The following is a 26,048-nucleotide window of genomic DNA, read 5'->3' on the forward strand; positions in this document are numbered from 1 at the left end:
CGGGTGTGACATGCGGGGACGCCACCTCGGTAGGATTGCGGCGGTTCGGCAGGGCTCACCGCCCGCCGCCGCCCCCCAGCCGACCGCCCGGCGGTCCCGGTTCGGCGCGGGCGCGGACAGTCGACGCAGGCGTGAGTCAACAGACGGAGGTATGAGATGTCCGGCCACTCAAAGTGGGCGACCACCAAGCACAAGAAGGCCGTCATCGACGCCAAGCGCGGCAAGATGTTCGCCAAGCTGATCAAGAACGTCGAGGTCGCGGCCCGGACCGGCGGCGGGGACCCCGCCGGCAACCCGACCCTCTACGACGCCATCCAGAAGGCGAAGAAGAACTCCGTCCCGAACGACAACATCGACCGCGCGGTCAAGCGGGGCTCCGGGCTGGAGGCCGGCGGCGCCGACTACCAGACGATCATGTACGAGGGCTACGGCCCGAACGGCGTCGCGCTGCTCATCGAGTGCCTCACCGACAACCGCAACCGCGCCGCCACCGAGGTGCGCACCGCGCTCACCCGCAACGGCGGCTCGTTCGCCGACGCAGGCTCGGTGTCGTACATGTTCTCCCGCAAGGGCGTCGTGATCGTCCCGAAGGCCGGCACCAGCGAGGACGACGTCATGATGGCCGTGCTCGACGCGGGCGCCGAGGAGGTCAACGACCTCGGTGAGGCGTTCGAGGTGGTCTCCGAGCCGACCGACCTCATCCCGGTCCGCACCGCCCTGCAGGATGCCGGCATCGAGTACGAGTCGGCCGAGTCGTCCCTCGTCCCCAGCGTCAACGTGCCGCTGGACGAGGAGGGCGCGCGCAAGATCTTCAAGCTGATCGACGTCCTCGAGGACTGCGACGACGTGCAGAACGTCTACGCCAACTTCGACGTCTCCGACGAGGTCATGGCCGCCGTCGGCTGACCTCGACCGCAAGCGCGTGCCGCGCCGGGCGACCTGGTCGCCCGGCGCGACGTCGTCTCCGGCCCGGTCAGCAGGACGGCCCCTGCCGGAAGGCCCGCTCGACGTGGGAGGCCAGCCCGGCCTCGTACCAGCCGACACCGGGGCGGATCGGGTGGCCGGTGAACAGCTCGACCCGTGACCCGTGCCGCACGAGGTACGCCTCGGCGTCGCCCGCGTCGTTGCGGATCAGCGCCCCGCGCCGCCCGTAGATGCGCTCCAGTTCGGCGAAGGACATGCCGACCGACGCGCCGGCCGGGGAGCGGGGCGGGACGGTGGCGGTGCCCACCGACACCAGCCGGCCGTCGCGGAAGGCCAGCATGATCACCCCGGCCCAGGCCCCGGTGGCGCCGGCGTCCACCACCCCGGCGCAGCCCGGCGCGGTCCAGTCGATGAGGCCGGCCGCCGCGAGCCGGTCCAGCCGGGCCCCGATCCGGTACGGGCCGGCGCCGCGGACGCCGAGCACCTCGACCGTCGCGACGGCCGGCCGGCCGGCCATCGGCGCCCGGTCGGCGGTCGTACCGACCGCCGGCGCAGCGGCCGAGGCCGGCGCGGCGACGGTCACCGGGACGGCGGCGGCGAGGGCCAGCAACCCGGTGAGGACGGTGGACGAGAGACGGTTCATGGCGGATCTCCTTCCGTTGGCTCTTCTCCTGCTCTGTTGGTCTCCGGCCGGGCCGGTTCGGTTCGGTCCGTCGGGTTGCCGACCGTCCCGCTGCGCGACCGCGAGCCGACGCCGTCGGGACAGCCGCCGGCCGGGTACGGCGTCTACCGTCAAGGGAACGGCGGCCGAGTGACGATCGGCGGTGGTGATGTGATGACCGCGCCGACGCGGATCGGGGCCTACCGGGTGGAGCGGCTGCTCGGCGCGGGCTCCTTCGCCACGGTGTGGCTCGCCCATGACCCGCTGCTCGACGGCCGGGTGGCGATCAAGGTGCTGGCCGAGAACTGGAGCCACGACCTGCGGGTGCGGGAACGCTTTCTGGACGAGGCGCGGCTGCTGCGCCGGCTGGACCACGACCGCCTGGTCCGGGTGCACGCCGTGGGTGAGCTGCCCGACGGCCGCCCGTACGCCGTGCTGGCCTGGGCGGACGGCGGCAGCCTCCGGGACCGGCTGGTGCGGGGGCCGCTGCCGGTTGCCGAGGCCGTGACGCTGCTCGACGAGATCGCGGCGGGGGTCGCCGTGCTGCACCGGCACGGGGTGGTGCACCGGGATCTCACGCCGGGCAACATCCTCTTCCGGTCGGCGTCCGGCGCCGAGCGGGTGCTGGTCGCCGACCTGGGGCTGGCCAAGGCGCTCGCCGCCGCCTCCGGGCTGACCGCCCGGGCGGGCACTCCCGGTTACATGGCGCCGGAGCAGGACGACCCGTTCGCCGTCGTCGACACCCGCGCGGACGTGTTCGGGCTGGGCCGCCTCGGGCTCCGGCTGCTCGGCGACGCCCCGGCGGCCCCCGTCCGGGACGACCGGCGGGGCGGGAGGGGCCTGCCGCGACTGCGAGCCGGCGTGCCGCCGGGGGTGGCCGCGGTGCTCCGCACCGCCACCGCCGTGCGGCCCGCCGACCGCTACCCGGACGCGGCGGCGTTCCGGGCCGCCCTCCGGCACGCCGCGACCAGCGCCCGCGTCGGGCAGGCCGCAGCGACCTCCGCCGCGCACACCGGGACAACCTTCGCCGGGCTCGCCGTGGCGCCCTCCGCCGTGGGTCCCGGTGGCGGTGCCCCTCGGCCGTCCCGGCGGCGGCTCGCCGCCTCGGCGGCGGTCGCGGTGCTGCTCGTCGCCCTGGGCGGCACCGCGGGCGACGCCGCCGGCCGCGACCCGGCCGGCGCCGTGGGACGCAGCGGGCCGCTCACCGTCGCCCTGCCGGCCGGCTGGCGGGCCGACGGCACCGGCTGGGCCGGGCAGTACGGCGACGACGGCGAACTGGAACCCGCCCTGGTGGTGTCACCGGACCCGGGCCGCTGGGCGGCGGACCCGGGGGTGCCCGGTGCCTTCGTCGGACTCTCCGCCGGCACGGCCCGCCGCACCACGCCCGAGGGCTTCCTCGCCGAACGCCCGCACGCGGACTGCGCCGCGGCGCCGGTGCGGCGCAGCCGGCAGGGCGGCGTCGACTGGATCGTCGCCGCCTTCGCCTGCCCCGCCGGCCGGCCGGTGATCGTCGAGGCCGCCGGGCGGGCGGCCGGCCCGGCCGGCCTGCTCTACGTGCAGCTCACCCCGCCGCCGGGCAGCGGCACGGACTTCGTCGACGCCCTGCTCGCCGGGGTGCGGGTCGGGTAGGCCGCCCGGTCAGACCACCACCACGGTGATCCGGTACGTCCGGCCGTCCTGCGGGATCGTCACCACGACGGTGCCGGTACGCACGAATCGGATGTCCACGACGCCGGCCTCGTAGCTCCGGGACACCAGGTCCTCGCGGTCCACGGTGACCAGACCCGGCCCGATGCCCCGGATCCGCAGTACCCCGCCGGTGGCGAAACAGAGCGACTTCAGCAGTGCCAGCTCGGTCTCGGCGAGGACCAGGTCGTAGCGCACCGCCTCGAGGCAGGCGCTCGGCAGCGCGGCCGATGCCGGCGGGGTCGCCCGGGGCGTCCGGCTCCGGGTCGGCGCGGGGCTGCGGCTCGGCGGCGTGGCCGTCGACGTTTCCGGTGCGGTGGAGGTGGGCGGCGCGGCGGCGCCGACGGTGCTGGCCGCGGGGGTCGGTGGCCGGACCGGCAACGGCGAGACGGGGCGGCCGGCGCAGCCCGGCACCCCGCCGAGGACGGCGAGGGCGGCAAGCGCGGTGAGGGCGCCGGCCCGGAAGCCCCGGCGTGGCGGCTCAGCCATCGGACAGCCGCTGCCGGACCTGCCGGCGGGCCTCGTGGATCCGGGACTTGACGGTTCCCTCGGGCAGGTCGAGAAGGCCGGCGATCTCGCGGTAGCTCAGGCCGAGCACGTCCCGCAGGGTCACCGCCTCGGCGAGGTCGGCCGGGACCGCGTCGAGCGCGTCGAGCAGGTCCAGCCGGGTGCCGGCCACCACGCTGGTCCGCCGGGGATCGGGCGGGTCAGGCAGTGGCACGCCGCCGGCCTCCAGCTGCCAGCGCCGGCGCAGCATCCGGTAGGTGGAGCGCGCCCGGTTCGCGGTGAGCCGGTAGAGCCAGGTGTGGAACGACGACCGCTCCTCGAACCGGGTGATCCCGCGGGCCAGCGCCAGCAGCGCGTCCTGGCAGGCCTCCTCGGCGTCCTGCCGGTGGGGCAGCAGGCGGGCGCACTGGCGCAGCACTTCGGGCCGTACGGCCACCAGCAGCGCGTCGAGCGCCCTCCGGTCGCCGCGCGCGGCCGACCGGGCCAGCTCGTCGGTGCCGTCAGGGAGAGGCATCAGCGCGTCCAGTGCTCGCCGGTGGGCCGGGTCTCCAGGCTATGCCCGCCGCCGCCCGGCGGGCCCGGACGAGTCCGGCAGCCGACGCAACCCCGGGCGGCCCGTGAGGAAACCCGGCTGACCGGCCGGCCGGCGCGCCCGTACCCTGCCGGAATGCTCGTTCCCGACCTGCCGCTGCGCACCGACCGCCTGCTGCTGCGCGCCTTCACCCCCGACGACCTGGCCGTGATCCGCGACTACCGGGGCCGGCCGGAGGTCACCCGGTTCCTCTACCACGAGCCCTACGACGACGCCGCCGCGCGGGCGGCGGTGGACCGGATGGTGCGGCGCACCGGACTCCGCGCGCCGGGTGACGTGCTCAACCTGGCCCTCGTCGTGGCGGAGACCGGTGAGTTCGTCGGCGACGTGCTCCTCAGCTGGACCAGCGGGGAGCACCGGCAGGGTGAGATCGGCTACGTCGCCCACCCCGACCACACGGGCCGGGGGTACGTCACCGAGGGCGCCCGGGAGCTGCTGCGGCTCGGCTTCGAGGGCCTCGGGCTGCACCGGATCGTCGGCCGGCTGGACGCCCGCAACACCGCCTCGGCCCGGGTGCTGGAGCGTCTCGGCATGCGCCGCGAGGCGCTCCTGAGGGAGAACGAGTTCGTCAAGGGCGAGTGGACCGACGAGGCCGTGTACGCCCTGCTCGACCGCGAGTGGCGGGCCCAGCGCGCGGAGGCCTGAACCGGCGTGGCCCGGCACCCCCCGTGGGTGCCGGGCCAGGCCGCTCGCCGCGATCAGTGCCGGTTGCGGTACGCCTTGACCGCGCTGTCGACGATGTCCCACACCACGACCAGGGCGGTGCCGGCCACCACGATCGTGGCGACGGTGGTCAGGTTCTCCTCGCGCCCGAGCCACGCGAAGCGGCCGACGAACTCGGGGTTGAGCAGCCGGTCGGTCGACATCAGCCAGATCACCGGCACCGCGAACGCCAGGTCGAGCACCGCGTTCACGGCGACCAGCGGCCACGTCCACCGCCCGGCCCGGTACTTGGCGATCTCCAGGCCGATGGTGGCGACGAGCACGGCGATCAGGAACGGCAGCCAGAAGCTCCACAGCGCCGGGTCGAGGATCGGCAGGTTGCCGCCGCCGCTCGGCACGAACGAGTGGAAGTGCTGGATCGGCAGGTAGGCGATGACCAGCACCAGCCAGCCGATCGCGGCGGTGACGTCGACGAGGGTGATCTGCCGGTTGGCCTGCACCTCGGGGAGCTGGTCGACGGTCCACGCCGGCAGGTGCAGCGACGTGTTGGTCCGCTCGAGGACCGCGAAGACCAGCGTGACCCAGAAGGCGATCTGGACCGCGACCTCCAGGGCGGTGGCAACGCCCGCGCCGACCGCGCCGCCGGGGTTCTTCCCGTCGGTGGCCTCCAGCAGGCCGACGATGATCCCCACGGTGGCCGGGACGAAGCTGAGCAGCAGCTTCATCAGCCGCTCCCAGGCCAGGTAGTAGGTCGGGCCGATGAGCTGGAGCCGCCGGTCGGCGTAGCGGGCCGCCAGCTGTGCAGGGTTGCCCAGTTCGGTGAGGACCTCGCGTTCCGCGGTCTCGGCGTCCCGGCCGTCGGCGCGGCGGCCGTCGATCATGTCCTCGATCGAGCCGCGCAGCTCGGTCTCGATCTCGGGGCGCCGGGCGGCCGGCACGGCTCGGAGGGTGGCGGCGAGATAACGGTCGGTCAGCGAGCTCATCGCTCCACTCCTTCGATCAGGCTGGTGAGAGAGGTCTGGACGGCGGCCAGGTCGTCGAGGAGTCGCCGGAGCAGCCTCTCGCCCTCGTCGCTGGTCCGGTAGAACTTGCGCGGTCGGCTCTCCTCGGTGTTCCACTCGCTGGTCAGCAGCCCCTGTTCCTCGAGGCGGCGCAGCAGCGGGTAGAGCGTGTTGGCGTCCACCGGGAAGCCGTGGCCGGTGAGCCGTTGCAGCAGTGCGTAGCCGTAGTCGGGGCGGCGCAGGGCGACCAGGCTCGCCACCACGACCGTGCCCCGACGTAGTTCCTGGAGGTGGGTCCGGAGGATCTCGTCGGCGACCATGCGTCACACGATACTGTGTGCTACACACTGTTGTCCACCAACCAGCATTGTGCCGCGCACAACGCTGTGGGGGAGACGCCGGCCACCGTCGGCGCGGCCGGTGGAGCCGCGGAGTTGACCTCGGTAGGGTGGGTCCCGGTCGGTTCCGACCGCCCAAGATCCACAGCTGGGGGGCGCCACGCATGGGCGATTCGTTCGCGCATCTGCACGTACACACCGAGTACTCGATGCTGGACGGAGCGGCCCGGCTCAAGGACCTCTTCGCCGAGGCCGCGCGGCTCGGCATGCCGGCGGTGGCGATCACCGACCACGGCAACATGCACGGCGCGAACGACTTCTACAAGCAGGCCATGGCCGCCGGGGTGAAGCCGATCCTCGGCGTCGAGGCGTACGTGGCGCCGGAGTCGCGCTTCCACAAGCAGCGGGTCAAGTGGGGCCGCCCCGAGCAGAAGAGCGACGACGTCTCCGGCAATGGCGCCATCACCCACATGACCATGTGGGCGGCGAACCGCGACGGCCTGCACAACCTCTTCAAGCTCAACTCGCGCGCCTCCATGGAGGGCCACTACGTCAAGTGGCCGCGCATGGACATGGAGCTCATCGCCGAGCACGCCGAGGGGATCATGGCCACCACCGGCTGCCCCTCGGGCGCCGTGCAGACCCGGCTGCGGCTCGGCCAGTTCGACGAGGCGCTCAAGGTCGCCGCCGCCTACCAGGACATCTTCGGCAAGGACAACTACTTCCTGGAGATCATGGACCACGGGCTCGACATCGAGCGCCGGGTCCGCGACGGCCTCACCGAGATCGCCCGCAAGCTCGACATCCCGCCGGTGGTCACCAACGACTCGCACTACACCCACGAGGCGCAGGCCGAGGCGCACGACGTGCTGCTCTGCGTACAGACCGGCAGCAACGTCGCCGACCCCAACCGCTTCCGGTTCGAGGGCGGCGGATACTTCGTCAAGTCGGCCGAGCAGATGCGCGCCGTCGACTCGTCCGAGCTGTGGCAGCAGGGCTGCCGCAACACCCTGCTGGTGGCCGAGAAGGTCGACCCGGCCGGGATGTTCGAGTTCCACAACCTCATGCCGCGGTTCCCGATCCCCGAGGGGGAGACCGAGGAGTCCTGGTTCCGCAAGGAGACCTTCGCCGGTCTGGCCCGCCGCTACCCGAACGGCATCCCCGAGGGGCACGTCGTCCAGGCGGAGTACGAGCTGGGCGTCATCATCCAGATGGGCTTCCCGTCCTACTTCCTCGTGGTCGCCGACTTCATCCAGTGGGCGAAGAGCCAGGGCATCGCGGTGGGCCCGGGCCGGGGCTCGGCCGCCGGCTCGCTGGTCGCGTACGCCCTGGGCATCACCGACCTGGACCCCATCCCGCACGGCCTGATCTTCGAGCGGTTCCTCAACCCCGAGCGCATCTCGATGCCCGACGTCGACATCGACTTCGACGAGCGCCGGCGCGGTGAGGTGATCCGCTACGTCACCGACAAGTGGGGCGAGGACAAGGTCGCGCAGATCGCGACCTTCGGCACCATCAAGGCGAAGGCCGCGATCAAGGACTCGGCGCGGGTGCTCGGCTACCCGTACGCGGTGGGCGACCGGATCACCAAGGCCATGCCCCCGGCCGTCATGGGCAAGGACATCCCGCTGTCCGGCATCTTCGACCCGAAGCACCCGCGCTACGCGGAGGCGGGCGAGATCCGCGGCCTCTACGAGTCCGACCCGGACGTCAAGAAGGTCATCGAGACGGCGAAGGGCATCGAGGGCCTGATCCGGCAGACCGGCGTGCACGCCGCCGGCGTCATCATGTCCGCCGAGCCGATCATCGAGCACATCCCGCTCATGCGGCGGGACTCCGACGGCGTCATCATCACGCAGTTCGACTACCCGACGTGCGAGTCGCTCGGGCTGCTGAAGATGGACTTCCTCGGCCTGCGCAACCTCACGATCATCGACGACGCGGTCAAGAACATCCAGCTCAACCACGGCAAGGAGCTGGACCTGCTGGGCCTGCCGCTGGACGACAAGGCGGCCTACGAGCTGCTGGCGCGCGGTGACACGCTGGGCGTCTTCCAGCTCGACGGCGGGCCCATGCGCTCGCTGCTGCGGCTCATGAAGCCCGACAACTTCGAGGACATCTCCGCCGTGCTGGCGCTCTACCGGCCCGGCCCCATGGGCGTGGACTCGCACACCAACTACGCGCTGCGCAAGAACAACCTCCAGGAGATCACGCCGATCCACCCGGAGCTGGAGGAGCCGCTGCGCGAGATCCTCGCCCCCACCTACGGCCTGATCGTCTACCAGGAGCAGGTGCAGCGCGCCGCGCAGATCCTCGCCGGCTACACCCTCGGCCAGGCCGACCTGCTCCGCCGCGCGATGGGCAAGAAGAAGAAGGAGATCCTCGACAAGGAGTTCATCCCGTTCCGGGACGGCTGCCGCGAGCGCGGCTACTCCGACGAGGCCATCCAGGCGGTGTGGGACGTCCTCGTCCCGTTCGCCGGCTACGCGTTCAACAAGGCGCACTCCGCCGCCTACGGCCTGGTGTCGTACTGGACCGCGTACCTCAAGGCGCACTACCCGGCCGAGTACATGGCGGCGCTGCTCACCTCCGTGGGCGACGACAAGGACAAGATGGCGCTCTACCTCTCCGAGTGCCGCCGGATGCGCATTCAGGTCCTTCCGCCGGACGTCAACACCTCGGCCGGGCCGTTCACCCCGGTCGGCGAGGACATCCGGTTCGGCCTGGCCGCCGTGCGCAACGTCGGCGCCAACGTGGTGGCCGCCATCATGCGGTGCCGCGAGGAGAAGGGCGACTACGCCGACTTCTACGACTTCCTGTCCAAGGTGGACGCGGTCGCCTGCAACAAGAAGACCATCGAATCGCTGATCAAGGCGGGCGCCTTCGACTCGCTGGGCCACAGCCGCAAGGGCCTGCTCGCCGTGCACGCCGACGCCATCGACGCGTATGCCGACGTCAAGCGCAAGGAGGCCGTCGGCCAGTACGACCTGTTCGGCGCCGGCTTCGGCGACGTGGACACCGGCGGCAGCACCACGGTCATGCCGGTCATCGGCGAGGGGGAGTGGGACAAGCGGGACAAGCTCGCCTTCGAGCGCGAGATGCTCGGCCTGTACGTGTCCGACCACCCGCTCTTCGGGCTGGAGCACGTGCTCGGCGCGGCGGCCGACACGACCATCACGGCGCTCTCCGAGGAGGGCAGCGTGCCCGACGGCGCCGTGGTCACCCTGGCCGGCATCCTCTCCGGGGTGCAGCGCCGGGTCACCAAGCAGGGCCGGGCCTGGGCGTCGGCCACCCTGGAGGACCTGGCCGGCGGGGTGGAGACGCTGTTCTTCCCGAACACCTACGAGGTGATCGGGCAGTACATCGCCGAGGACGCCATCGTCGTGGTGAAGGGCCGGGTGGACCGCCGCGACGACACGCCGCGGATCATGGCGATGGACATGCAGATGCCCGACATCAGCAGCAACCCGGCGAACAAGCCGGTCACCCTCACCATCCCGGTGCACCGCTGCACGCCGCCGCTGGTCGAGAAGCTCAAGGAGACGCTCGTGCTGCACCCGGGCGACACCGAGGTGCACGTCAAGCTGCTCAACGGCGGCAAGGTCACCACGCTGCGCCTGGGCCCGTTCCGGGTGGCGGCCACCACCGCGCTGATGGGCGACCTGAAGAGCGTCCTCGGCCCGGCCAACGTGAGCTGACCGAGTAACGGAAGGCCGCGACCAGCGGATATAACGCAGAGTAAACTCCGACTTCACCTGGAAGCCCTAGGTTCGGCGGCGGCGCGCCACCCGGCGCGCCGCCCGCAGAACCCAGGAGCCTCCCGTGAGTCAGGTACTCGTCGCCGTCGCCGTGAACGTCCTCAGCGCCGCGCTGATCGCGCTCGCCACCGCCATCGTCCGTCGACTCCTGGCACCCGTCGCCGCCTGACTCCGGCCGCCGCGCCCGGGCGCGCGCGTCGGTGATGGGGACCCGACCCGGTCGGCTGCGCCGGCTGCTGCGTCGCCGCGGCCCGGCACGCACGGCCCCTAGGATCGGCTCATGATCGCTGGCCTGCAGTGCGTCGTGCTGGACTGCTCCCATCCGGCGGAACTCGCCGAGTTCTACCAGGCGCTCCTCGGCGGTGCCGTCAACCAGCGGGATCGGCGATGGGCGCTCAGCGACGACTGGGCGACGTTGCATACGTCGTCCGGTCTCGTCCTGGCCTTTCAACGCGCGGTGGACTACCAGCCGCCGCGGTGGCCCGACCCGACCCGGCCCCAGCAGTTCCACCTGGACTTCGGCGTCGCGGACCTGGACCGTGCCCAGGAACAGGTGCTGGCCCTGGGAGCAACGGTCTTGGACGATCGAGCGGGTGGACAAGTCTGGCGCATCTATGCCGACCCCGCCGGGCATCCGTTCTGCCTTGTCCGCCACTGACCGGACGCGGCCTGCTACGGGCGGCTCAGAGCCGGTGGCCGCCGAGGACGTCCGCGGCGGCGTCGGAGGTCTCCAGCACCACGGTGTGGTAGCTCTCGATGCGCGACAGGATCGCGTCGCGGGGGCCGTCGTGCCAGGCGTCGCTGCCGTAGAAGGCCTCCTCCTGCGCGTCCCGCACCGCCAGGGAGGGGAAGCCCCGGATCAGGTACGCCTCCTCGTGGCCGTCCTCACGGACCAGGGACGCCCCGGCGGCCACCACCCGGATGCCGAAGCGGCCGAGCAGCGGCGCGGCCTCCTCCCGCATGACCCGGACGAACTCGTCGATCGTGCCGGGCTTCAGGCGGTAGGTTCGGATCTCGAGAATCATCGACGACCTCCGGAGCGGCTGCGAGCCTGACGCTAGCCGTCCCGCACGACGTGGGCCACCCGCCTCAGACCGGCCGGTACTCGACCTCGGGGCGGCCGGGGGTGCCGTAGCGGGGCGCCCGGACGACGCGGTCGGCGGACACCAGGTACTCCAGGTAGCGCCGGGCGGTCACCCGGGAGATCCCGGTACGGTGGCCGACCTCGGTGGCGGAGAGCCCGCCGTCGCCGAGGGCGGCCAGCACGGTGTGCAGGGTCTGCTCGTCGAGGCCCTTGGGCAGGGTGTGCCGGTCCGCGCCGCGCAGGGTGGCGAACATCCGGTCCACCTCGTGCTGGGCGGCCACCTCGCCGTCGGCCAGGGCCTGCCGCCGGTATTCCGCGTAGCGCTCCAGCTTGTCGCGGAAGGCCGCGAAGGTGAACGGCTTGAGCAGGTAGTGGGTCACCCCGAGGGACACCGCGGTGCGGACGACCGCGAGGTCCCGCGCCGAGGTCACCGCGAGCACGTCCACGTCGCTGCCCGCCGCCCGCAGAGCCCGGCACACGTCGAGGCCGTGCAGGTCGGGCAGCCGGAAGTCGAGCAGGACCAGGTCGACGTCCGCGCCGCCGCGGCGGCGCAGCGCGGCCATCGCGTCCCGCGCCGTGTGCACCACGCCGACCACCACGAAGCCGGGCACCCGCTCGGTGTACGCCTTGTGCGCCTCGGCCAGCAGAGGCTCGTCCTCCACCACGAGCACCCGGACGTCGTTCACCGGGCCGCCCCCGCCACCGGCAGCCGGACGGTGAACACGGTCTCCCCGTCGTCGGTGCGGACGACCTCCGCCGTTCCGCCGTGGCGGCGGACCACCTGCCCGACCAGCGCCAGGCCGAGCCCCCGGCCGGCGCTCTTGGTGGACCAGCCGCGCCGGAACGCGTCCGCCACCCGGTCCGGGTCCAGCCCGGGGCCGCTGTCGCCGACGCGGACCACCAGCTCGGCGTCGGCCGTACCGACGAAGATCCGCACGCGGCGCGGCGGCGGGGTGCCGGCGACCGCCTCCAGGGCGTTGTCGACCAGGTTGCCGACCACGGTGAGCAGGTCGGTCGTGGGCAGCGGGCTGTCGTCGAGCCGGCAGTCCGGGTCGATCACCAGGTCCACGCCGCGCTCGCCGGCCCGGGCCGACTTGCCGAGCAGCAGGGCGGCCAGCGCCGGTTCGGTCACCGCCCCGACCACCTGGTCGGTGAGCTGCTGGGCGAGCGCCAGGTCGCGGGTGGCCAGCCGGACGGCCTCGTCGGTGCGGCCCAGCTCCACGAGGGTGAGCACGGTGTGCAGCCGGTTCGCCGACTCGTGGGTCTGCGCCTGCAGCGCCTCGGTGAGGGCCCGCACCGAGTCCAGCTCGCTGGCGAGGTTGCGCAGCTCGGTCTGGTCGCGCAGGGTCAGCACGGTGCCGAGCACGGCGCCCTCGAACCGGGTGGTCCGCTGGTTGGCCACCAGCACCCGGTCGCCGGCCAGGACCGGCTCGTCGTGCGCGTCCCGGCCCGAGTCGAGCAGCTCGGCCACCGCCGGGGGCAGGTCGATCCCGGTGACCGGCCGGTCGGTCACGGCCGCGTCGTCGGCCAGCCCGAGCAGCCGCCGGCCCTCGTCGTTGACCAGCGCGACCCGGCGGTCCCGGGTGAGCACCAGCAACCCCTCCCGGACGGAGTGCAGGACCGCGTCGTAGTACTCGTACATCCGGGTCATCTGGCTCGGCCCGAGGCCGTGGGTCTGCCGGCGGAGCCGGCGGCTGAGCAGCCAGGACCCGGTCGCCGCGAGGGCCAGGGCGGGCGCGGCGGCGCCGAGCAGTACCGGCACCTGGGCGAGCAGCTTCCGGTTGATCGCCTTGGTCGTGATGCCCACCGACACCAGCCCGATGAGCCGGTGCTCGCCGTCGTACACGGGGACGACCGCGCGCACCGACTCGCCGAGCGTGCCGACGTTGGTGACCGTGAAGGGGTCGCCCGCGAGCGCCGGGCCGATGTCGCCGATGAACGGCTGCCCGATGAGCTTCGGGTTCGGGTGCGAGTAGCGGGTCCGGTCCGGTGCCATCACCACCACGAAGTCCGTTCCGGTGGCGACCCGGGTGGCCTCCGCGTACGGCTGGAGGGTGGCCGACGGGTCGGCGCCGGTGAGGGCCGCGTGGACGTTGGGGGAGCCGGCCACGGCCTGCGCCACGGCCAGCACCTCGTCCTCGGCGGCCTGGTGGGAGTCGCTGCGGGCCAGCCAGACGGCGCCCGCCGCCCCGGCCAGCACGAGCAGCGTCACCACCACCGCCTGGAGGGCGAAGAGCTGCCCCGCGATGCTCCACTGCCGTCGGGCCACGTTCCCCTCCTCCCCACCGCCGGTCGCCGGCAAGTCTGGCGCACCGGGCCGGTGCCGTTTCGGCCGTGCGCTGCGCGGATGAACAGAATGAACGCAAGCGTGCCCGGTGGTGAGATGGGCCTCACATTGTGGGCATGGACACCACCACCACATCCACCCCCGCCCGGCCCGCCCGCCGGGACCGGACCCGATACCTCTACCTGGCGGTCATCGTGGCCGTCGTCGCCGGCATCGTGGTCGGCCTCGCCGCGCCCGAGGTCGGCAAGGAGTTGAAGCCGCTCGGCACCGGCTTCGTCAACCTGATCAAGATGATGATCAGCCCGGTCATCTTCTGCACGATCGTCCTGGGCGTCGGGTCCGTCCGGCAGGCCGCTCGGGTCGGCAAGGTCGGCGGCCTCGCGCTCGGCTACTTCCTGCTCATGTCGACGGTGGCGCTCGCCATCGGCCTGGTGGTCGGCAACATCATCCACCCCGGCTCGGGTCTGAACCTCGGCCCGGAGGTGGCCGACGCGGGCAAGTCCGCCGCCGGCGGCGAGAGCGGCGACACCGTCGAGTTCCTGCTCGGCGTCATCCCCACCTCGCTGTTCTCCGCGCTGACCGAGGGCTCGGTGCTCCAGACGCTGCTCGTCGCCCTGCTGGTCGGCTTCGCCGTGCAGGCCATGGGCCGGCGCGGCGAGCCGGTGCTGCGGGCCGTGGAGGTCATCCAGCGCCTGGTCTTCAAGGTGCTCGCGATGATCATGTGGGTGGCCCCGATCGGCGCGTTCGGCGCGATCGCCGCAGTGGTGGGCGCGACCGGCGTCGACGCGCTGACCAGCCTGGCCCAGATCATGCTCGGCTTCTACGCCACCTGCCTGATCTTCGTGATCGTGGTGCTCGGCGCGCTGCTGCGGCTGGTCTCGGGTGTCTCGATCTTCGGCCTGCTGCGCTACCTGGGCCGGGAGTTCCTGCTGATCCTGTCCACCTCGTCGTCGGAGTCGGCGCTGCCCCGCCTGATCGCCAAGATGGAGCACTTCGGCGTCAGCAAGCCGGTGGTCGGCATCACCGTCCCCACCGGCTACTCCTTCAACCTCGACGGCACGGCCATCTACCTGACGATGGCCGCGCTGTTCATCGCCGACGCGCTCGGCAAGCCGATGGCGGTCGGCGAGCAGATCGGCCTGCTGGCCTTCATGATCATCGCCTCGAAGGGCGCCGCCGGAGTCACCGGCGCGGGCCTGGCCACCCTGGCCGGCGGCCTCCAGTCGCACCGGCCGGACCTGGTCGACGGGGTCGGTCTGATCGTCGGCATCGACCGCTTCATGTCCGAGGCCCGGGCACTGACCAACTTCGCCGGCAACGCGGTGGCCACCGTGCTGGTCGGCACCTGGACCGGCGAGTTCGACCGGGCCCAGGCCCAGGCGGTGCTCAGCGGGCAGCGCCCGTTCGACGAGACGACCATGCTCGACGACGACGAGCCGGACGACGACGGCGCCGAGCCGGCCGGGCGTCCGGGCGCCCTGGCCGACGCGCCGGCCTGAGCCGACCGCCCACCCGGCCCGCCGGACCCCGTCCGGCGGGCCGGCCGGTGGGACCACGAGGCGGGAATTGGCCGTCCCGTCGCCCGGCCACGATCACTAGCGTCGGCGGCATGGATCTGGAGCAGGCGCAGAAGCTGTGGCAGCCGGACCCCGGCTGGCTGAACACCGCCACCTACGGGCTGCCGCCCGACCCGGCCTGGACGGCGCTGCAGGACGTGCAGGCCGACTGGCGGGCCGGGCGGGTCTCCTTCGAGGGCTGGGGCGAGTCGGTGGGCCGGTCCCGCTCTGCCCTCGCCCGCCTGTTCGGGGTGGACCCGGCGGACGTGGCGATCGGCAGCACGGCCTCGCAACTGCTCGCCCCGGTGGCCGCGGCCCTGCCGGCCGGCGCGACGGTGGTCGTCCCCGAGGAGGAGTTCACGTCCAACCTCTTTCCCTGGCTCGTCCAGGAGGAGCGGGGCGTGCGGGTCCGGACCGTCCCGCTCGCCGGCCTGGTCGACGCGATCGACGGCGGCACCGACCTCGTCGCGTTCAGCCTCGTGCAGTCCTCGGACGGCACCGTCGCCCCGTACGAGACGATCGTCGCGGCGGCCCGCGCGCACGGCGCCCTCGTCGCGGTCGACGCCACCCAGGCCGCCGGCTGGCTGCCCTTCGACGCCGGACTGGCCGACGTGGTCGCGGTGGCGGCGTACAAGTGGCTCATGGCCCCGCGCGGCGCGGCCTTCGCGTACCTGGCCCCCGCGCTGCGCGAGCGGCTGCGGCCGGACGCGGCCGGCTGGTACGCGGGCCGGGACCCGCAGTCGTCCTACTACGGCCCGCCGCTGCGCCTGGCCGACGACGCCCGGCGCTTCGACATCTCGCCGGCCTGGTTCAGCTACGTCGGCGCGGCCCCGGCACTCGAACTGCTCGCCGAGATCGGGCTGCCCGCCGTGCACGCCCACGACGTGGCGCTGGCCAATCGGTTCCTCACCGGGCTGGGCCGCGCGCCCGGCGACAGCGCGATCGTCGTCGTCGAGGTGCCGGACGCGCAGGAGAAGCTGGCCCGGGCCGGGGTGCGGGCGGCCGTCCGCGCCGGGCGGGTCCGGGCCGCGTTCCACCTCTACACCACCGAGGACGACGTCGACCTGGCCCTGACGGCGCTCAGCGGCTGAGGCCGGGGGTGGCTCCCGCCCCGGGACCGGGCGGGAGCCACCCGCCGCCTCAGGCCAGGTGGCCGCCGATCTTCGTGTAGCCACGCAGCAGGTCGCGCGAGATGATGAGCCGCTGCATCTCGTCGGTGCCCTCGAAGATCCGGTACAGCCGGACCTGCCGGTACCAGCGCTCGATCGGCAGTTCCCGGGTGTAGCCCATGCCGCCGTGGATCTGGAGCACCCGGTCGACCACCCGGTTGACCATGCCGGCGCCGTAGAGCTTGCCCATCGACGAGGCGTGCCGCGGATCCAGGCCCTGGTCGACGGTCCAGGCCGACTTCAGCACCAGCCAGCGGGCCGCCTCCAGTTCGGTCTCCGAGTCGGCGATCATCCACTGGATCGCCTGGTTGGTGCCGATCTTCGCGCCGAAGGTCTCCCGGGTGTTGGCGTGGTCGATGGCCATCTGCAGGGCCCGTTCGGCGATGCCGATGGCGTGCGAGGGGATCGTGTAGCGGCCCTTTCCGATCCACTCCATGCCCAGCGTGAAGCCCTGCCCGATCTCGCCGAGGATGTTGCGGTGCGGCACGCGGACGCCGTCGAAGATCAGCGACGCCGGGCCGCCCTCGCCCATGGTCTGGATGAACTCCGACCGCCAGCCCATCGCCCGGTCCACCAGGAACGCGGTCGCGCCGCCGTTGCGGGCGCCCTTCTCCGGGTCGGTCACCGCCACCACGATGGCGAAGTCGGCGTCGTTGCCGTTGGTGATGAACGTCTTCTCGCCGTCGAGGACCCAGTCGTCGCCGTCGCGGCGGGCGCGCAGCTTGATGTTCGCGGCGTCCGAGCCGGCGCCCGGCTCCGTGATCGCGAAGCAGGAGATCCGTTCCCCCTCGATGGTGGGGACGAGGAACTCCCGCTTCTGCGCCTCGCTGGCGTGGAACAGGATGTTGTCCGCTTCGCCGCCGAAGCGGAACGGCACGAAGGTGCGGCCCAGCTCGGTCCAGATCAGCGACTGGAGCACGGCGGGCAGGTCCATCCCGCCGTACTCCTCGGGGGTGGCCAGGCCCCAGAAGCCGAACTTCTTCGCCTTGAGCTGCAACTCGCGCAGCTCGGAACGGTCCAGGCCGGGCTGGTGGGCGCGCTCGCGGCGCAGCACCTCCTGCTCCAGCGGCTGCACCTCGCGGGTGACGAAGGCGCGCACGGTGTCCCGGACGGCCCGTTCCTCGTCGGACAGTGCGAAGTCCACGTTGCTCCCTCGGTCGGCGTGGCGACCGTCGCGGACGGCGGCGGTCGCTCTTAAACTAGCGGTGTAAGTTTTAATCCGTCCAGACCCTTCCGCCGGCCGTCGCGGTGAGGTTCGGCGGCCCCGCCCCGGTTAGGGTGCGTGCGCAGGTGTTCCAACGGGGAGGCGGCGTGGCGGTATTCGACCGGCGAGGGGCGCACGGCGGCCCGGCGTGGGTGGCCTGACCGTGCCCCGTCCCCGCCAGGCCCTGCTGAACCGCGAGCGGATCGTCGAAACCGCGCTCGCGCTGATCGACGCCGACGGTCTCGGCGCGTTCTCCACCCGCCGGCTGGCCGCCGCGCTGAACGTGCAGGGCCCCTCGCTCTACAACCACTTCGCCACCAAGGACGAGATCCTCGACGCGGTGGCCGACAGCGTCACGGCGTCCGTCGACGTCAGCGTCTTCGACCGGTACGACTGGGTCGAGGCGCTGCGCCGCTGGGCCCGGTCCTACCGGCAGGCCCTGGCCGTCCACCCGAACATCGTCCCGTACCTGGCACAGGGGCCGGGCCGCCGGCCGGCCGCGCTGGCCATGGCCGACGCCGTCTACGGCGCCCTGGTCCGGGCGGGCTGGCCGCCGGCCCGGGCCACCCACATCGGCGCCGCGCTGCGCTACTTCGTGGCCGGCTCGGCGCTCGGCTCGTTCGCCCGCGGCTTCGTCGAGGACCCGGAGCTCTACGCGGCACACCCGCACCTCACGCAGGCGCACCGCCTCCGCGGCCACCAGCGCAGCGTCGACGAGGGCGCGTTCACCCTCGGCCTGGACGCGTTGCTGGACGGTCTCGCCGCCGAGTACGCCCGGACCGTCACCCCTCTGGAAGGCGGCACCGGTCCGGGGTAGCGTCAAAACTCCCACTGCTAGTTTGCCGCCCCCCGAAGGGACGCCATGGATCTCGCCGACGCGCCCCCCGCCCTGCTGGTCCGCCGCCACCTGCACGTCGCCGGGGACTGGGTCGACCCGGCGGACGACGGGACGATCCCGGTCGAGAACCCGGCCACCGGGGAGATCGTGGGGCAGGTCCCCGCCGGCACCCCGGCCGACGTGGACCGGGCCGTCGCCGCCGCCCGGGCCGCCTTCCCCGGCTGGGCCGCCACCGCCCCCGCCGAGCGGGCCGCCCACCTCGACCGGCTGCACACCGCGCTCGCCGCCCGGGCCGAGGACATCGCCCGCACCGTGGCGCTCGAACTGGGCACCCCGCTCAAGCTCGCCACCCGGGTGCAGGCCGGCCTGCCGCTGACCGTGCTGCGCGGCATGGTCGACCTGGCCGCGAGCCCGCCGGCCGAGCGGACCGTCGGCAACTCCCTCGTGGTCCGCGAGCCGGTCGGCGTGGTCGGCGCGATCACCCCGTGGAACTATCCGCTGCACCAGGTGGTCGCCAAGGTGGCCCCGGCCCTCGCCGCCGGCTGCACGGTGGTGCTCAAGCCCAGCGAGCTGACGCCGCTCACGGCGTACCTGCTCTTCGACGCGATCGCCGAGGCCGGGCTGCCGCCCGGGGTGGTCAACCTGGTGCCCGGCACCGGGCCGGTGGTCGGCGAGGCGCTCGCCGCTCACCCCGACGTCGACCTGGTCTCCTTCACCGGGTCCACCGCCACCGGCCGGCGCATCGCCCACCTGGCGGCCGACCGGATCGCCCGGGTCGCCCTGGAACTCGGGGGCAAGTCCGCCAACGTGATCCTCGCCGACGCCGACCTGCCCACCGCCGTCAAGGTCGGGGTCGGCAACGCCCTGCTCAACTCGGGCCAGACCTGCACGGCCTGGACCCGGATGCTGGTCCACCGCGACCGCTACACCGAGGCCCTGGACCTGGCCGCGGCGGCCGTGGCCGGCTACCGGCCGGGCGACCCGTTCGACCCGGCCACCCGGCTCGGCCCGCTGGTCTCCGCCGCCCAGGCCGAGCGGGTACGCGGGCACGTCGACCGCGCCCTCGCCGACGGCGCCCGGCTCGTCGCCGGCGGCCCCGACGCGCCGCTGCCGCCGCGCGGACACTTCGTCGCGCCCACCGTCTTCGCCGACGTGCACCCGGACAGCGCCCTCGCCCAGGAGGAGGTCTTCGGCCCGGTGCTCGCGGTCATCCCCTTCGCCGACACGGACGAGGCCGTCGCGATCGCCAACAACTCCCGGTACGGGCTGGCCGGTGCGGTCTGGTCCGCCGACGAGGAGGCCGCGCTGGCCGTGGCCCGGCGGCTGCGTACCGGCCAGGTCGACGTCAACGGCGGCGCCTTCAACCCGCTCGCCCCGTTCGGCGGCTACAAGCAGTCCGGCCTCGGCCGTGAGCTGGGCGGGTACGGCATCGAGGAGTTCACCGAGCTGAAGGCCATCCAGCGATGAGGGCGCTCGTGGTCCGCGGCCGGGGCGCCACCCCCGCCGTCGAGGACGTCCGCCTGCCCGACCCCGGCCCCGGCGAGTTGCGGGTCCGCATCCGGGCCGCCGGTATCTGCCACTCCGACCTGGCCATGGTGGACGGCACGGTGGCGCCCGCGTACCCGCTGGTGCTCGGGCACGAGGCGACCGGCGTGGTGGCCGAGGCCGGCCCCGGCACCCGGCTGGCCGTCGGCACGCCCGTGGTGCTGAACTGGGCACCCGCCTGCCGGGCCTGCTGGCACTGCCGGCACGGCGAGCCCTGGCTCTGCACCGCCAACACGGGGGCCTCCGTGGCCCGGGGCGAGACCGCCGACGCCGGCCCGCTCCAGGTGACCCTGGGTCTCGGCGCGCTGGCCGAGGAGGTGGTGGTGCCCGAGCGGGCCGCCATCGCGATCCCGGCCGGCCTGCCGCCGGAGCAGGCCGCGCTGCTCGGCTGCGCCGTGCTCACGGGCACGGGCGCGGTCCGCAACACCGCGCGGGTCGCCCCCGGGGAGTCGGTCGCGGTGATCGGCCTCGGCGGGGTCGGCCTCGCCGTGCTCACCGCCGCCCGGCGGGCCGGCGCCGCGCCGATCCTGGCCGTGGACGTGGCCGAGGCGAAGCGGGACCTCGCCCTGGCCGCCGGTGCCACCGACTTCCTCCGCTCCGACGACACCCTCGCCAAGGAGGTCCGGGCGCGCACCGAGGGGCGCGGCGTGGACCACGCCTTCGAGTGTGTCGGCCGGTCCGTCACGATCCGGGCCGCCTGGCGGTCGGCCCGGCGCGGGGGAGCGGTCACCGTGGTCGGCATGGGCGCCAGGGACGACCTGCTCAGCCTGTCGGCGCTGGACATCTTCCACTCGGCCCGCACCCTGCGGTCCTCGGTCTACGGCTCCTCCGACCCGGACCGGGAGGTGCCGGAGCTGGCCGCCGCGCTCGCCGACGGAAGCCTGGACCTGGCCCCGCTGGTCAGCGGCGCCATCCCCCTCGACGAGGCGCCCGCGGCGCTGGACCGGCTGGCCCGGGGCGAGGGCGCGCGCTGGGTGGTCACCTTCCCGGACTGACGCCGGGCCCGCTCCCGATCAGCGCGGCGAACCCGTCGAGCAGTCGGCGGAGGCCGAAGTCGAAGACCGTCTCCAGGTCCACGTCGACGCCGCCGCTGGTCAGGGCGTCCATGGTGGCCAGCCCGCCGCCGGCCATCAGCTGCTGGAACGTGGCCTGCTGCCGCTCCACCCACTGGTCGTGGGTGAGGCCGGTGTCCTGCTCGGCCAGCGCGCCCATCTCCAGGTTCGTGGCGATGCCCTTCACGTACGCCATGAGGGTGATCGCCAGGTGCCAGCGCACCTGCCGGTCCAGGCCCAGCCCGGCGGTGGCCCGCAGGGCCCGGTCGGTGTGTGCCATGCCGTGCGGCAGCGGCTGCGGACGGGCGATCGAGATGACGTGCGGCACCCAGGGGTGCCGCCGGTAGACGGCCCACTGCGCCCGGGCCAGCACGTCCAGGCGGGCGCGCCAGCCGGCCGGTTCGGCGTCCGGCAGCGGGGCGCCGGCCAGTGCCGCATCGGCCATCGCCAGGATCAGCTCGTCGCGGCCCCGCACGTGCCGGTAGAGCGACATGGTGGCCACGCCCAGCTCGGCGGCGATCTGCCGCATGGACACCGCGGCCAGCCCGCCCTCGTCGGCCAGCGCCAGCGCGGTGCGCAGCACCCGGTCCCGGCTCAGCTCCGGCTCCCGCCGCGGCGGGGCGACCACGGTGCCGGCGCCCGGCCGGGTCAGCACCAGCCCCTCGGCGCGGAGCAGGGCCAGCACCCGGGTCGCGGTGGCGATGGCCACGCCGTGCTCGCGGGTGAGCTGCCGGGCCGAGGGCACCCGGTCGCCGGGCCGCAGCTCACCGAGGTCGATGCGGCGGCGGATCTCCGCGGCGATCCGCCGGTACGGCGGCTCCTCGCCCCTGGCACGCTGCGACATCCCGGCAGCGTACTAGTACACCGGCCCGGTCGGACACGCCGGAACGGGCAGCGTACTAGGTCGGCGGGGGCGCACGGGCGCGCCGGACCCTAGCGTCCAAACCGGCACCGGATGGACGGTGTACGCGCGACCCTCGGGAGAACACCATGAACGACAGGACCGTGCTCATCTCCGGCGCCGGCGTGGCCGGCCCCGCCCTCGCCTACTGGCTGCGCCGGTACGGCTTCGCCGTGACCGTGGTGGAACGCGCCCCCGGACTGCGCCCCGGCGGGCAGGCGGTCGACGTGCGGGGGACCGCCCGCGAGGTGGTCGACCGGATGGGGCTCACCGCCCGGGTCCGGGCCGAGACCGTCCGGGAGCAGGGCATGGCGTACGTCGGCGAGCGGGGCGAGGTGCGCGCCCGGCTGCCGGTGCACGCCTTCGGCGGGGAGGGCATCGTCGCCGACATCGAGATCGAGCGCGGCGACCTGGCCCGGCTGCTGTACGAGGCCACCCGGGACGAGGTCGAGTACGTCTTCGACGACTCGATCGAGACGCTGGACCAGACCGGGGACGGGGTGCGGCTCACCTTCGCCCGGTCCGCCCCGCGCACCGTCGACCTGGTGATCGGCGCGGACGGCTCGCACTCGCGTACCCGGGCGCTCGCGTTCGGCCCCGAGGCGGCGTACGTCCGGCCGCTCGGCGCGTACCTCGCCTACTTCTCCACCCCGTACCGGGACGAGACCGGCTGGTTCCTGCTGCACAACGCTCCCGGCGGCCGGGTCGTCGGCACCCGCCCGACCCGCGACGGGCGGACCGCCGCCTTCTTCAGCTTCCGCTCCGAAGCGCTCGGCGTGGACCGGCGGGACGCGGCCGCCCAGCAGCGGCTGCTCGCCGAGCGCTTCGCCGACGTCGGCTGGCGCGCCGCCGACCTGCTGGCCGCCGCGCCGGACGCCGGCGACTTCTACTTCGACCGGTACGGCCAGGTGCGGATGGAGTCGTGGAGCACCGGGCGGGTGGCGCTGCTCGGCGACGCCGCCTGGTGCCCGTCCCCGCTCACCGGGCAGGGCACCAGCCTCGCCCTGGTCGGCGCGTACCTGCTGGCCGGCGAGCTGGCGGCGGCGCGGGGCGACCACACGGTGGCCTACCGCCGCTACGAGGAACTGCTGCGGCCGCACGTGACCCGCGGCCAGGAGCTGCCGGGCGGCGGCATCGGCGGGTTCCTGCCGGACAGCCGGGCCGCGATCCGGATGCGCGACGCGTCGATGCGCGCCATGACGTCCCGCCCGCTGCGTGGGCTCGCCACCCGGCTCTTCTTCAGCAAGGCCGACGGGCTCGACCTCCCGGAGTACGCCGCCACCCGGTGACGGTGGCGCACCACATGTCGACACCCGCCGATCCGCCCGCAGGTCGGTGGACAGGCCCGCCCCCTATGGGGAGCGGGCCCGTCCCATCGGGGGTGAATGTGTGGGGGATCGACATGGCTCGAGTCCGCCGGTGCGCCGTAGGTTTCCTGCACGCGTCGGCCCTGTGACCCCGGTCACCGACCTGGCCGGCGCGGGACGGACCTGCGGAGGGTGTGGCGATGGCCGGGCAAGCGATCCTGTCGGCCCGTGGGCTGACCCGGGACTTCCGGGGCTTCCGGGCGGTCGACGGGGTCGACCTCGACGTGGCGCCGGAGACCGTGCACGCCCTGGTGGGCCCGAACGGCGCCGGCAAGACCACCCTGTTCAACCTGCTCACCGGGTTCCTGCCGCCCAGCGCCGGCCGGATCGAACTGGCCGGCCGGGACGTCACGGGCCTGCCCCCGGAACGGGTCGCCCGCCTCGGGGTGGCCCGCTCCTTCCAGATCACCAGCCTCTTCCCGCAACTGGGCGCGCGGGAGCACGTCGAGCTGGCCCTCCAGTCCTCCAGCGGGCTGGGCTGGCGGTTCTGGCGCTCGGCGAAGCTGATGCGCCGCTACCGGGACCGGGCCGACGAACTGCTCGCCATGGTCGGCCTCGCCGAGCTGGCCGAGGCCCCGGCCGAGGCCCTCGCCTACGGCCGCAAACGCGCCCTGGAGCTGGCCATTGCGCTCGCCCTCGACCCGAAGGTGCTGCTGCTCGACGAGCCCACCGCCGGGATGGGGCTGGAGGACGTGGACCGCACCGTCGACCTGATCGCCCGGGTCCGCGAGGGCCGGACCGTGGTCATGGTCGAGCACAACATGAGCGTGGTGGGCCGCCTCGCCGACACGGTCACCGTCCTGCAGGCCGGCAAGGTCCTGGTCGAGGGGCCGTACGAGCAGGTCCGCGCCGACGAGCGGGTCATCACCGCCTACCTGGGAGCCGCCGATGCTGCGCATTGAGAACCTCTCCGCCTGGTACGGCGAGGCGCAGGTGCTGCGGGAGGTGAGCCTGGAGGTGGCCGCCGGCGAGGTGGTCACCCTGGTCGGGCGCAACGGCGCCGGCAAGTCGACCCTGCTGCGCTCCGTCATGGGGCTGCACCCCGGCCAGAGCGGCACGGTCACCTTCGCCGACCGGGACGTCACGAAGCTGCCCGCGCACAAGCGGGCGCGGCTCGGCCTCGGCTGGGTCCCCGACGACCGGGGCGCGTACGCCACCCTGACCGTCACCGAGAACCTGACCCTGCCGCCCCGCGTCGGACCCGACCCGTGGCCTCTCGAACGGGTCTACGAGGCGTTCCCCGCCCTCCACGCCCGGCGCGACTCGGCGGCCACCATGCTCTCCGGCGGCGAGCAGCAGATGCTCGCCCTGGCCCGGGTGCTGCGCATGGGCGCCCGGCTGCTGCTCTGCGACGAGCCCACCGAGGGCCTGTCTCCGCTGCTCGTGCAGCAGGTCGGCGACCTGCTGCGGGAGGCCAAGAAGCACGGCGTGACCGTGCTGCTGGTCGAGCAGAACCTGCACTTCGCCACCGGCGTCGCCGACCGGCACTACCTGCTGGCCGAGGGACGGATCGCGGAGGCGATGGACAACTCCGAGGTGCGCTCGCGGGAGCGCGAGCTGCTGGCGTACCTCGGGATCTGAAACGACGGCTGACCCGCGCGGACCGCGCGGTATGAAGGGATTTCGACATGCGGAGAAGCGTGGGTGTGGCCGCCGCCTCGGCGGCGGCGGTGCTGGTCGCGGGCTGTGGCGGCGGTGGCCCGCAGTCCGGCGGCGACTCGAAGCTGACCGGCGACAAGATCGTGCTGGGCGTCCTCAACGACCAGTCCGGGGCCTACTCGGAGCTGTCCGGGCGGAACTCGGTCAAGGCCGTGGAGATGGCCATCGCCGACTTCAAGGCCAAGTACGGCGACAAGGCCGTCACCAAGAACATCAGCGTGGAGACCGCCGACCACCAGAACAAGCCGGACGTGGCCAACAGCAAGGCCCAGGAGATGTACGACCGCAAGGGCGTCGACGCCATCCTCGACGTGCCGACCTCCTCGGCCGCGCTCAAGGTCGCCGACGTGGCCAAGGAGAAGAAGAAGCTCTACTTCAACATCGGCGCGGCGACCACCGACCTCACCGGCAAGAGCTGCAACAAGTACACGTTCCACTACGCCTACGACACCTACATGCTGGCCCACGGCACCGGCACGGTGACCACCGAGCAGGTCGGCAAGAACTGGTACATCCTCTACCCGAACTACGCGTTCGGGCAGGACATGGAGAAGAGCTTCTCGGCCGCCATCACGGCCGCCGGCGGGCAGGTCGTCGGCAAGGACGGGGCGCCGTTCCCGAACACCAGCGGCGACTACTCCTCGTTCCTGCTCAAGGCGCCGACGCTGAACCCGAAGCCGCAGGTGCTCGGCACCATGCAGGCCGGCGCCGAGCTGGTCAACGTGGTGAAGCAGTACAACGAGTTCAAGCTGCGGGACAAGGGCGTCGGGCTGGCCGTCGGCCTCATGTTCATCACCGACATCCACTCGCTCACCCCGGCCGCGCTCGCCGGCACCACCTACACCGACGCCTGGTACTGGAACTTCGACCAGCAGAACCGGGAGTGGGCCGACAAGTTCCAGAAGGAGACGGGTACCCGGCCGTCCTTCGCCCACGCGGCCAACTACTCCGCGGCCATGCAGTACCTGGAGGCCGTGCAGGCCGCCGGCACCGATGACGCGGACACCGTGGTGAAGGCCCTGGAGGGCAAGGAGGTCAACGACCTCTTCCTGCGCAACGGCAAGATCCGCGCCGAGGACCACCGCGTCATCCACGACGCGTACCTGGCCCAGGTGAAGCCGCAGGCCGAGGTGGGCGAGCCGTGGGACTACGTGAAGATCCTCAAGACCATCCCGGCGGCCGAGGCGTTCCGCGCCCCGTCGGCCGACTGCAAGATGTGAGCGCGAGGAGTGAGCCGGTTTTGCGAGCCCCGCAGT

General features: G+C 73.4%; 24 protein-coding genes. 14 read left to right on the top strand and 10 right to left on the bottom strand.

Annotated elements, in window-relative coordinates; genetic code table 11:
* Nucleotides 1–156 precede the first annotated feature (156 nt).
* On the top strand, nucleotides 157–906 hold the full coding sequence (locus GCE86_RS04735) for a YebC/PmpR family DNA-binding transcriptional regulator (protein WP_154225790.1): 750 nt from the start codon (nucleotides 157–159) through the stop codon (nucleotides 904–906).
* Nucleotides 907–973: 67 nt separating this feature from the next.
* On the opposite strand, the gene GCE86_RS04740 is transcribed toward GCE86_RS04735, so the two are convergent.
* Nucleotides 974–1,567, bottom strand: a complete 594-nt coding sequence (locus GCE86_RS04740; RefSeq protein WP_154225791.1) for a hypothetical protein — start codon at nucleotides 1,565–1,567, stop codon at nucleotides 974–976.
* A 192-nt stretch (nucleotides 1,568–1,759) separates the two neighbouring features.
* Between GCE86_RS04740 and GCE86_RS04745 the strand changes: the two genes are divergently transcribed.
* Nucleotides 1,760–3,214, top strand: coding sequence for a serine/threonine-protein kinase (locus GCE86_RS04745; RefSeq protein ID WP_154225792.1), 1,455 nt, complete (start codon nucleotides 1,760–1,762; stop codon nucleotides 3,212–3,214).
* A gap of 9 nt (nucleotides 3,215–3,223) precedes the next feature.
* Here the strand turns inward: GCE86_RS04745 and GCE86_RS04750 are convergent, their stop codons facing one another.
* Nucleotides 3,224–3,760, bottom strand: a complete 537-nt coding sequence (locus GCE86_RS04750) for a hypothetical protein (protein WP_154225793.1) — start codon at nucleotides 3,758–3,760, stop codon at nucleotides 3,224–3,226.
* On the bottom strand, nucleotides 3,753–4,292 hold the full coding sequence (locus tag GCE86_RS04755) for an RNA polymerase sigma factor (protein WP_154225794.1): 540 nt from the start codon (nucleotides 4,290–4,292) through the stop codon (nucleotides 3,753–3,755). Before GCE86_RS04755 ends, GCE86_RS04750 begins: the two co-directional genes overlap by 8 nt.
* 153 nt (nucleotides 4,293–4,445) lie before the next feature.
* Here GCE86_RS04755 and GCE86_RS04760 point away from each other — a divergent pair, with 153 nt between their 5' ends.
* The gene (locus tag GCE86_RS04760) at nucleotides 4,446–5,015 is read left to right on the top strand and encodes a GNAT family N-acetyltransferase (RefSeq protein ID WP_154225795.1); all 570 of its coding nucleotides are present in this window, start codon (nucleotides 4,446–4,448) and stop codon (nucleotides 5,013–5,015) included.
* Between the two features lie 53 nt (nucleotides 5,016–5,068).
* Here GCE86_RS04760 and GCE86_RS04765 read toward each other — a convergent pair whose 3' ends face one another.
* Together GCE86_RS04765 and GCE86_RS04770 are read right to left on the bottom strand one after the other, a co-directional pair.
* Complete coding sequence (locus tag GCE86_RS04765; protein WP_154225796.1) at nucleotides 5,069–6,016, bottom strand: permease prefix domain 1-containing protein; 948 nt, start codon at nucleotides 6,014–6,016, stop codon at nucleotides 5,069–5,071.
* Nucleotides 6,013–6,354 carry a PadR family transcriptional regulator gene (locus GCE86_RS04770; RefSeq protein WP_154225797.1) on the bottom strand — a complete coding sequence of 114 codons (342 nt, stop codon included), beginning with the start codon at nucleotides 6,352–6,354 and terminating at the stop codon, nucleotides 6,013–6,015. Before GCE86_RS04770 ends, GCE86_RS04765 begins: the two co-directional genes overlap by 4 nt.
* 182 nt (nucleotides 6,355–6,536) lie before the next feature.
* On the opposite strand from GCE86_RS04770, the gene dnaE reads away from it, so the two are divergent.
* Both dnaE and GCE86_RS04780 read left to right on the top strand, forming a co-directional pair.
* Nucleotides 6,537–10,070, top strand: a complete 3,534-nt coding sequence (gene dnaE / locus GCE86_RS04775; protein ID WP_154225798.1) for a DNA polymerase III subunit alpha — start codon at nucleotides 6,537–6,539, stop codon at nucleotides 10,068–10,070.
* A gap of 340 nt (nucleotides 10,071–10,410) precedes the next feature.
* Nucleotides 10,411–10,788: a VOC family protein gene (locus GCE86_RS04780; protein WP_154225799.1), complete on the top strand. Its 378-nt coding sequence runs from the start codon at nucleotides 10,411–10,413 to the stop codon at nucleotides 10,786–10,788.
* 25 nt (nucleotides 10,789–10,813) lie between these two features.
* Here GCE86_RS04780 and GCE86_RS04785 read toward each other — a convergent pair whose 3' ends face one another.
* The 3 genes from GCE86_RS04785 to GCE86_RS04795 all read right to left on the bottom strand — a co-directional run bounded on the left by GCE86_RS04785 (nucleotide 10,814) and on the right by GCE86_RS04795 (nucleotide 13,483).
* Nucleotides 10,814–11,155, bottom strand: coding sequence for an NIPSNAP family protein (locus tag GCE86_RS04785; protein WP_154225800.1), 342 nt, complete (start codon nucleotides 11,153–11,155; stop codon nucleotides 10,814–10,816).
* A 64-nt stretch (nucleotides 11,156–11,219) separates the two neighbouring features.
* Nucleotides 11,220–11,900, bottom strand: coding sequence for a response regulator (locus GCE86_RS04790; RefSeq protein ID WP_154225801.1), 681 nt, complete (start codon nucleotides 11,898–11,900; stop codon nucleotides 11,220–11,222).
* The gene (locus GCE86_RS04795) at nucleotides 11,897–13,483 is read right to left on the bottom strand and encodes an ATP-binding protein (RefSeq protein ID WP_154225802.1); all 1,587 of its coding nucleotides are present in this window, start codon (nucleotides 13,481–13,483) and stop codon (nucleotides 11,897–11,899) included. The genes GCE86_RS04790 and GCE86_RS04795 overlap by 4 nt, the downstream gene beginning before the upstream one ends.
* A 134-nt stretch (nucleotides 13,484–13,617) precedes the next feature.
* Between GCE86_RS04795 and GCE86_RS04800 the strand changes: the two genes are divergently transcribed.
* Together GCE86_RS04800 and GCE86_RS04805 are read left to right on the top strand one after the other, a co-directional pair.
* The gene (locus tag GCE86_RS04800; RefSeq protein WP_154225803.1) at nucleotides 13,618–15,000 is read left to right on the top strand and encodes a cation:dicarboxylate symporter family transporter; all 1,383 of its coding nucleotides are present in this window, start codon (nucleotides 13,618–13,620) and stop codon (nucleotides 14,998–15,000) included.
* A 110-nt stretch (nucleotides 15,001–15,110) separates the two neighbouring features.
* On the top strand, nucleotides 15,111–16,148 hold the full coding sequence (locus GCE86_RS04805) for an aminotransferase class V-fold PLP-dependent enzyme (protein ID WP_154225804.1): 1,038 nt from the start codon (nucleotides 15,111–15,113) through the stop codon (nucleotides 16,146–16,148).
* Between the two features lie 49 nt (nucleotides 16,149–16,197).
* Here GCE86_RS04805 and GCE86_RS04810 read toward each other — a convergent pair whose 3' ends face one another.
* The gene (locus GCE86_RS04810) at nucleotides 16,198–17,370 is read right to left on the bottom strand and encodes an acyl-CoA dehydrogenase family protein (RefSeq protein WP_154225805.1); all 1,173 of its coding nucleotides are present in this window, start codon (nucleotides 17,368–17,370) and stop codon (nucleotides 16,198–16,200) included.
* Nucleotides 17,371–17,593: 223 nt separating this feature from the next.
* Between GCE86_RS04810 and GCE86_RS04815 the strand changes: the two genes are divergently transcribed.
* Genes GCE86_RS04815 through GCE86_RS04825 form a run of 3 tightly spaced genes read left to right on the top strand, consistent with a single transcriptional unit; the run spans nucleotide 17,594 to nucleotide 20,808 of the window.
* Nucleotides 17,594–18,247 carry a TetR/AcrR family transcriptional regulator gene (locus GCE86_RS04815; RefSeq protein ID WP_154225806.1) on the top strand — a complete coding sequence of 218 codons (654 nt, stop codon included), beginning with the start codon at nucleotides 17,594–17,596 and terminating at the stop codon, nucleotides 18,245–18,247.
* Between the two features lie 45 nt (nucleotides 18,248–18,292).
* Entirely contained in the window at nucleotides 18,293–19,735 is a 1,443-nt protein-coding gene (locus tag GCE86_RS04820; protein ID WP_154225807.1) for an aldehyde dehydrogenase family protein, read from the top strand.
* Nucleotides 19,732–20,808: an alcohol dehydrogenase catalytic domain-containing protein gene (locus GCE86_RS04825; protein ID WP_204342887.1), complete on the top strand. Its 1,077-nt coding sequence runs from the start codon at nucleotides 19,732–19,734 to the stop codon at nucleotides 20,806–20,808. Before GCE86_RS04820 ends, GCE86_RS04825 begins: the two co-directional genes overlap by 4 nt.
* Here the strand turns inward: GCE86_RS04825 and GCE86_RS04830 are convergent.
* The gene (locus GCE86_RS04830) at nucleotides 20,792–21,709 is read right to left on the bottom strand and encodes a TetR/AcrR family transcriptional regulator C-terminal domain-containing protein (protein ID WP_154225808.1); all 918 of its coding nucleotides are present in this window, start codon (nucleotides 21,707–21,709) and stop codon (nucleotides 20,792–20,794) included. The two genes, GCE86_RS04825 and GCE86_RS04830, sit on opposite strands and share 17 nt — an antisense overlap.
* A 146-nt stretch (nucleotides 21,710–21,855) precedes the next feature.
* Here GCE86_RS04830 and GCE86_RS04835 point away from each other — a divergent pair, with 146 nt between their 5' ends.
* The 4 genes from GCE86_RS04835 (at nucleotide 21,856) to GCE86_RS04850 (ending at nucleotide 26,012) form a co-directional block, all read left to right on the top strand.
* Nucleotides 21,856–23,055, top strand: a complete 1,200-nt coding sequence (locus GCE86_RS04835; RefSeq protein ID WP_154225809.1) for an FAD-dependent monooxygenase — start codon at nucleotides 21,856–21,858, stop codon at nucleotides 23,053–23,055.
* Between the two features lie 218 nt (nucleotides 23,056–23,273).
* A complete protein-coding gene (locus tag GCE86_RS04840) occupies nucleotides 23,274–24,035 on the top strand; it encodes an ABC transporter ATP-binding protein (protein WP_154225810.1) in 762 nt (253 codons plus the stop codon).
* Nucleotides 24,022–24,714 (top strand): ABC transporter ATP-binding protein, encoded by a 693-nt coding sequence (locus GCE86_RS04845; protein WP_154225811.1) that lies wholly within the window; start codon nucleotides 24,022–24,024, stop codon nucleotides 24,712–24,714. The genes GCE86_RS04840 and GCE86_RS04845 overlap by 14 nt, the downstream gene beginning before the upstream one ends.
* A gap of 47 nt (nucleotides 24,715–24,761) precedes the next feature.
* Nucleotides 24,762–26,012: an ABC transporter substrate-binding protein gene (locus tag GCE86_RS04850; protein WP_154225812.1), complete on the top strand. Its 1,251-nt coding sequence runs from the start codon at nucleotides 24,762–24,764 to the stop codon at nucleotides 26,010–26,012.
* Nucleotides 26,013–26,048 lie beyond the last annotated feature (36 nt).

The organism is Micromonospora terminaliae, from assembly GCF_009671205.1.
Lineage (GTDB): Bacteria > Actinomycetota > Actinomycetes > Mycobacteriales > Micromonosporaceae > Micromonospora > Micromonospora terminaliae.

What these genes read in the sequence shown, in the direction of transcription:
- GCE86_RS04735 (WP_154225790.1), top strand. Translation starts at nt 157, where the DNA reads ATGTCCGGCCACTCAAAGTGGGCGACCACCAAGCACAAGAAGGCCGTC.
- GCE86_RS04740 (WP_154225791.1), bottom strand. Translation starts at nt 1,567, where the DNA reads ATGAACCGTCTCTCGTCCACCGTCCTCACCGGGTTGCTGGCCCTCGCC.
- GCE86_RS04745 (WP_154225792.1), top strand. Translation starts at nt 1,760, where the DNA reads ATGACCGCGCCGACGCGGATCGGGGCCTACCGGGTGGAGCGGCTGCTC.
- GCE86_RS04750 (WP_154225793.1), bottom strand. Translation starts at nt 3,760, where the DNA reads ATGGCTGAGCCGCCACGCCGGGGCTTCCGGGCCGGCGCCCTCACCGCG.
- GCE86_RS04755 (WP_154225794.1), bottom strand. Translation starts at nt 4,292, where the DNA reads ATGCCTCTCCCTGACGGCACCGACGAGCTGGCCCGGTCGGCCGCGCGC.
- GCE86_RS04760 (WP_154225795.1), top strand. Translation starts at nt 4,446, where the DNA reads ATGCTCGTTCCCGACCTGCCGCTGCGCACCGACCGCCTGCTGCTGCGC.
- GCE86_RS04765 (WP_154225796.1), bottom strand. Translation starts at nt 6,016, where the DNA reads ATGAGCTCGCTGACCGACCGTTATCTCGCCGCCACCCTCCGAGCCGTG.
- GCE86_RS04770 (WP_154225797.1), bottom strand. Translation starts at nt 6,354, where the DNA reads ATGGTCGCCGACGAGATCCTCCGGACCCACCTCCAGGAACTACGTCGG.
- dnaE (WP_154225798.1), top strand. Translation starts at nt 6,537, where the DNA reads ATGGGCGATTCGTTCGCGCATCTGCACGTACACACCGAGTACTCGATG.
- GCE86_RS04780 (WP_154225799.1), top strand. Translation starts at nt 10,411, where the DNA reads ATGATCGCTGGCCTGCAGTGCGTCGTGCTGGACTGCTCCCATCCGGCG.
- GCE86_RS04785 (WP_154225800.1), bottom strand. Translation starts at nt 11,155, where the DNA reads ATGATTCTCGAGATCCGAACCTACCGCCTGAAGCCCGGCACGATCGAC.
- GCE86_RS04800 (WP_154225803.1), top strand. Translation starts at nt 13,618, where the DNA reads ATGGACACCACCACCACATCCACCCCCGCCCGGCCCGCCCGCCGGGAC.
- GCE86_RS04805 (WP_154225804.1), top strand. Translation starts at nt 15,111, where the DNA reads ATGGATCTGGAGCAGGCGCAGAAGCTGTGGCAGCCGGACCCCGGCTGG.
- GCE86_RS04820 (WP_154225807.1), top strand. Translation starts at nt 18,293, where the DNA reads ATGGATCTCGCCGACGCGCCCCCCGCCCTGCTGGTCCGCCGCCACCTG.
- GCE86_RS04825 (WP_204342887.1), top strand. Translation starts at nt 19,732, where the DNA reads ATGAGGGCGCTCGTGGTCCGCGGCCGGGGCGCCACCCCCGCCGTCGAG.
- GCE86_RS04830 (WP_154225808.1), bottom strand. Translation starts at nt 21,709, where the DNA reads ATGTCGCAGCGTGCCAGGGGCGAGGAGCCGCCGTACCGGCGGATCGCC.
- GCE86_RS04835 (WP_154225809.1), top strand. Translation starts at nt 21,856, where the DNA reads ATGAACGACAGGACCGTGCTCATCTCCGGCGCCGGCGTGGCCGGCCCC.
- GCE86_RS04840 (WP_154225810.1), top strand. Translation starts at nt 23,274, where the DNA reads ATGGCCGGGCAAGCGATCCTGTCGGCCCGTGGGCTGACCCGGGACTTC.
- GCE86_RS04845 (WP_154225811.1), top strand. Translation starts at nt 24,022, where the DNA reads ATGCTGCGCATTGAGAACCTCTCCGCCTGGTACGGCGAGGCGCAGGTG.
- GCE86_RS04850 (WP_154225812.1), top strand. Translation starts at nt 24,762, where the DNA reads ATGCGGAGAAGCGTGGGTGTGGCCGCCGCCTCGGCGGCGGCGGTGCTG.